Source organism: Rahnella perminowiae, assembly GCF_019049695.1.
Lineage (GTDB): Bacteria > Pseudomonadota > Gammaproteobacteria > Enterobacterales > Enterobacteriaceae > Rahnella > Rahnella perminowiae.
The window spans coordinates 1-5,655 of sequence record NZ_JAFMOT010000130.1 but is presented as its reverse complement, the minus strand read 5'-3'; the positions used below and the strand labels follow the sequence as shown (position 1 = coordinate 5,655).

Annotated in this window: 4 protein-coding genes; all 4 read left to right on the top strand. The window is 43.5% G+C overall.

Features of this window, described 5'->3' with window-relative positions:
- Nucleotides 1–126 precede the first annotated feature (126 nt).
- A complete protein-coding gene (locus J1781_RS00925) occupies nucleotides 127–1,548 on the top strand; it encodes a mannose-1-phosphate guanylyltransferase/mannose-6-phosphate isomerase (protein ID WP_129953080.1) in 1,422 nt (473 codons plus the stop codon).
- A gap of 14 nt (nucleotides 1,549–1,562) precedes the next feature.
- Nucleotides 1,563–2,942: a phosphomannomutase CpsG gene (gene cpsG, locus J1781_RS00920; RefSeq protein WP_129991377.1), complete on the top strand. Its 1,380-nt coding sequence runs from the start codon at nucleotides 1,563–1,565 to the stop codon at nucleotides 2,940–2,942.
- Nucleotides 2,943–3,027: 85 nt separating this feature from the next.
- Complete coding sequence (locus tag J1781_RS00915) at nucleotides 3,028–4,182, top strand: glycosyltransferase family 4 protein (protein ID WP_217233077.1); 1,155 nt, start codon at nucleotides 3,028–3,030, stop codon at nucleotides 4,180–4,182.
- 169 nt (nucleotides 4,183–4,351) lie between these two features.
- The coding region (locus J1781_RS00910; protein ID WP_217233076.1) for a lipopolysaccharide biosynthesis protein at nucleotides 4,352–5,655 on the top strand (1,304 nt) is incomplete at its 3' end.

Below are 5,655 nucleotides of genomic sequence, written 5' to 3'. Positions count from 1 at the left end.
GTTTGCTATTACAAATCTATGAATGATTTTTTTAGTTAAGATATTTGTTAATTATATATCTGATTACAAAAAATTTAATTCAAAGGTTTATCTTTTAAAGACACTTTGATATTTGAGACGAAAACTATGATCCTTCCAGTAATCATGGCTGGCGGCACCGGTAGCCGTTTGTGGCCAATGTCTCGTGAGCTTTATCCAAAACAATTTCTTCGCCTGCATGGCGATAATTCCATGTTGCAGGAAACGGTCACCCGTTTAAAAGGGCTGGACGTTTCTGAGCCGCTGGTTATTTGTAATGAAGAGCATCGTTTTCTTGTGGCTGAACAATTGCGACAAATAAACCAGCTCTCCGACAATATTATTCTTGAACCGGTCGGACGTAATACCGCGCCTGCTATTACCCTGGCCGCCCTGAGTGCCATCGATAATGGTTCTGACCCGCTGTTGCTCGTGCTTGCAGCCGACCATGTTATCGAGTCACCGGATGCCTTCCATCGGGCCGTGCAGAATGCGATACCCTTCGCCGGCCAGGGGAAACTGGTCACCTTTGGCATCGTGCCAACAGGCCCGGAAACTGGCTACGGTTATATACAGCGCGGGACAGAATTCAGCAGCGATGCCGAGCCTGCTTTTGGGGTGCAGCGTTTTGTTGAAAAACCGAATCTGGCCACCGCAGTGCAATATCTGGAAAGTGGCGAATATTACTGGAACAGCGGAATGTTCTTGTTCCGCGCCAAACGTTTCCTTGAAGAGATGGCAAAATTCAGGCCGGATATACTCGAAGCTTGTCAGAAAGCGATTGAAACCTCGCATGCCGATGAACAACAGGATTTTATTCGCGTAGATAAAGCGTCTTTTATTTCCTGCCCGGACGAATCTGTTGACTATGCCGTGATGGAAAAAACCACCGATGCGGTTGTGGTTCCGTTAGATGCAGGATGGAATGATGTGGGTTCCTGGTCGGCTCTTTGGGAAGTGAATGATAAAAACGCCGAAGGGAATGCCGTCAATGGCGATGTGTTTACCCATAATGCGAAGAATTGTTATATCAACACCGATGAGAAATTAGTGGCTGCAATCGGTGTGGATAATCTGGTTATTGTCAATACCAAAGATGCCGTTCTGGTCATTGATAAAAACCAGGTGCAGGACGTTAAAAAAGTCGTCGAATATCTGAAGAGTAATAAAAGGCGGGAATACCGTTTGCACCGCGAATCTTATCGCCCGTGGGGCCGTAACGATAATGTTGTGACTGCGCCCCGCTATCAGGTGAACCGGATAACCGTGAAACCGGGCGGTCAGTTCTCATTACAAATGCATCATCACCGCGCGGAGCATTGGGTTATTTTGTCCGGCACCGCCAGAGTCATTCTCGAAGATAAAAATTATTTGCTCACTGAAAATGAATCCACGTTTATCCCTATTGGTGCTCAGCATATGTTAGAGAACCCCGGGAAAATTCCGTTGGAACTTCTGGAAATCCAGTCGGGTTCCTATCTGGAAGATGACGATATTATCCGTATAAAAGATCACTATGGTCGCTGTTAATTTGGGGACGAAATATGTCAGATACATTAACTTGCTTTAAAGCTTACGATATCCGCGGTGAATTAGGCGTCGAATTAAATGAAGATATTGCTTACCGTATAGGGCGTGCTTACGGGGAATATTTAAAACCCAAGAAAATGGTATTGGGGGGCGATGTCCGCTTAACCAGCGAGGCACTAAAACTTGCGCTGGCGAAAGGTTTGCAGGATGCGGGAACGGACGTTGTGGATATCGGGGTAACCGGTACAGAAGAAATCTATTTTGCGACGTCTTATCTGTGCCTTGACGGTGGCATCGAAGTCACGGCCAGCCATAATCCGATGAACTACAATGGCATGAAACTGGTCCGTGAGGATTCCCGTCCGATCAGCGGTGATACTGGCTTACGCGATATTCAGGCGCTGGCGGAGGCTAATAACTTTGCACCGGTCGATCAGGCTTCGCGTGGCAGCTATGAGAAAGCCTCGGTGCTGGATGAGTATGTTGATAAGCTGCTCAGCTTTATCAATTTTGAGAATTTTACACGTCCTTTAAAGCTGGTGTTTAACTCCGGCAACGGTGCGGCCGGCCATGTTGTCGATGCTATCGAACAGCGGTTTATTGCAGCGGGTGTACCGGTTGAATTTATCAAGGTTCATCACGAGGCAGACGGCACATTCCCCAACGGTATTCCTAACCCGCTATTACCGGAGTGCCGTCAGGACACGACGGATGCCATCATTAAGCATAATGCAGATATGGGAATTGCTTTCGACGGAGATTTCGACAGGTGTTTTCTCTTCGACGATGCCGGTAATTTTATCGAAGGTTATTATATCGTTGGTCTGCTTGCCGATGCCTTCCTGGAAAAATATCCCAACTCACGTATTATCCATGACCCGCGCCTGAGCTGGAATACCATTGATATTGTTACCGGTGCAGGCGGTGTACCGGTTATGTCAAAAACCGGGCATGCCTTTATTAAAGAGCGTATGCGCCAGGAAGATGCGGTCTATGGCGGTGAGATGAGCGCCCATCACTACTTCCGCGATTTTTATTATTGCGACAGTGGTATGATCCCCTGGTTGCTGGTCGCTGAATTATTGCATCTGAAAGGCAAATCTCTTCGTCAGCTGATTAATGACCGGATCACTGCCTATCCCGCTTCAGGCGAAATTAACAGTTACCTGCAGCAGCCGAAAGAATCCATTGCCCGTGTCCTGGCAATGTATGAAGGCGAGGCGGTAAATGTCGATCACACTGACGGGATCAGCCTGGAGTTTGATGAATGGCGTTTCAATCTCCGCAGCTCTAATACAGAACCGGTTGTACGGTTGAATGTCGAATCCCGCGCAAATACCAAATTAATGCAGGAACAGACCAGAAGAATTCTTTCTATCCTTCGCAGTATGTAATTATTAAAAATATCTTATTTAAGTGAGTGATCATGACTCGCTGTGGGTTTGTATTGCTCACTTTTCATTTTATAAGGTTTAAATTATGTCACATGATGTGAGTGTAGGGATTGTTGCTGACTGGTTAGTGACATTTGCAGGGTCCGAAAAAGTTATCGCAGAATTTATTAAATTATATCCGGATGCTGATGTTTATTCTGTTGTTGATTTTCTGTCTGATGAATCGCGCAAGAAATTCTATGGGAAAGAAGCCACGACCTCTTTTATACAGCGCCTGCCTTTTGCGAAGAAGAAATATCAGCAGTATCTGCCTTTAATGCCGCTGGCTATCGAGCAACTTGATGTCACGGGGCATGACATTGTGCTTTCCAGCAGCCATGCCGTTGCCAAAGGTGTGCTGACCGGCCCTGATCAATTGCACATCAGTTATGTGCATTCTCCCATCCGCTATGCCTGGGATTTCCAGCACCAGTATTTGCGTGAGTCAGGGCTGAATAAAGGCCTGAAAGGCAAACTGGCCCGCTGGTTTCTGCATAAAATCAGGATGTGGGATTACCGGACAGCCAATGGCGTGGATCACTTTATCGCCAATTCCCAGTTTATTGCCCGGCGAATTAAGAAGGTCTATGGCCGTGATGCGGACGTGATTTATCCGCCTGTCGATGTTGACCGTTTTACTTTGCAGGAAAATAAAGAAGATTTCTATTTTACCGCCTCACGGATGGTGCCTTATAAGCGTATCGATCTGATTGTTGAAGCATTCAGTAAGATGCCGGATAAGAAGCTGGTGGTCATCGGTGACGGTTCTGAAATGGCTAAAATAAAGTCCAGGGCTGGCAGCAATATCGAAATACTGGGTTATCAGCCTGACGATGTCATGCAAGATTACATGCGGCGTACCCGGGCGTTTGTTTTTGCTGCTGAAGAGGACTTTGGAATTACCCCGGTCGAAGCACAAGCCAGCGGGACGCCGGTGATTGCTTTTGGCAAAGGCGGTGTGCTGGAAACCATCAGACCTTATGGGGAACGTAATGCCACCGGGATGTTCTTCTCAGAACAAACGGCGGAATCCTTGATTAAAGCTGTGCGTCATTTTGATACCATTAAAGACACGATCCTGCCACAAGACTGTCGTGAAAATGCTTTAAAATTCTCCGCACAAAGATTTCATGATGAGCTGGATGAGTATATCAAAACAAAATGGCAAACATTTAATGAGAATAAAAAAGTGAAATATTAATAATACATTATCATTTATTATTGCTTGTGAATATACCTTTGGCACAGGCATTTATAATGTTATATATTAATTTTATCTTGCCATATAACTATGGTCATTTGGGTGCTAACAAACACTTCTCGTTTTATCAATTGATATTCGGCAAGTTAATAAGAAGGGTTATATTTAGATGAATCTTTTGTCTAATGCAAAATGGAACGCCCTATCACAATTTTTTAAGATATTTGTCCAGGCTGTAAATCTTATCTATTTAGCGAAAATAATACCGCCTGCCGAATATGGTTTATTAGCTATGGCTGCAGTGGTAATTAATCTTGGGATTTTACTCCGAGATCTGGGGACGTCTGCGGCTATCATTCAGAGAAAAGTTCTTAGCAACAATCTCATAAACTCTATTTTCTGGTTGAATGTTGGGTTAGGTGTTTTCCTATGTGCAGTTATCATGTTACTGGCAAAACCTTTAGCTATTTTATATGGTTACCCTGAACTGGTAACAATATTGATTTTGCTTGGTCTTACGTTCCCTTTATCTAGTTGTGCCGCTGCGCATCTTGCTTTGCTGGAAAGGGATTCTCGCTTCAAAACTATCTCCAGAATCGAGGTGACATCGGCTTTATTATCGGTAGTTGTCGCCATTATTATGGCAAATTTTGGTTTTGGCGTTTTCAGCTTGGTTGCTCAGGCGATTATTATGAATCTAGTATCTGCAATTCAGTTTTGGATAGTTTCAACTTGGAGACCTTCAGTTAAACAGTTTATTAAAATGAATGATATTAAGGAGATTTTCTCATTCAGTACTAATTTATCTTTGTTCAACTTTATAAACTACTTTTCACGTAACGCCGATAGTTTCATTGTTGGTAAGTTTATGTCCGCAGCTACTTTAGGCCAATACAATCTGGCCTATCGTATAATGCTTTTCCCTTTGCAGAGTCTAACATTTGTTGCTACTCGATCGCTTTACCCCATCCTAAGTAAATATCAGGATGATAATGGAAAAATTTTGACAACATACCTAAGTACGGTTTTTGTTATTCTTGCATTAACTGCACCACTAATGAGCATCATTGCATTTTATAGCTTTCCATTAATCACTACTTTTTTTGGCGAGCAATGGGTAAAAACTGCAGAGATCCTCAAGTGGCTTGCGCCCACTGCGATCATTCAATCTGTTCTAAGTACATCGGGTTCGGTATTTATGGCGAAGGGTCGAACAGATTTACTGATGAAACTCGGAATATTAAGTGCATTCCTTCAGTTAAGCGCTTTTATGCTCGGAGTAAAGTTCGATATCAATACATTTGCTAAGTTTTATTTAATAGCCAATCTTATAAATTTCGTGCCAGCAATGTATTTTTTGATGAAATTAATCGGCGGCAATATGTTGATGTTACTTTTGAGAGTTTTTCCGATTATTATCGCCACATCTGGTATGCTTTTCCTTATGTTATTTATTGAAACTTGGTTTACTAA

Bases quoted from the DNA above. Each gene is read 5' to 3' on its own strand.
- J1781_RS00925 (WP_129953080.1), top strand. From the start codon at position 127: ATGATCCTTCCAGTAATCATGGCTGGCGGCACCGGTAGCCGTTTGTGG.
- cpsG (WP_129991377.1), top strand. From the start codon at position 1,563: ATGTCAGATACATTAACTTGCTTTAAAGCTTACGATATCCGCGGTGAA.
- J1781_RS00915 (WP_217233077.1), top strand. From the start codon at position 3,028: ATGTCACATGATGTGAGTGTAGGGATTGTTGCTGACTGGTTAGTGACA.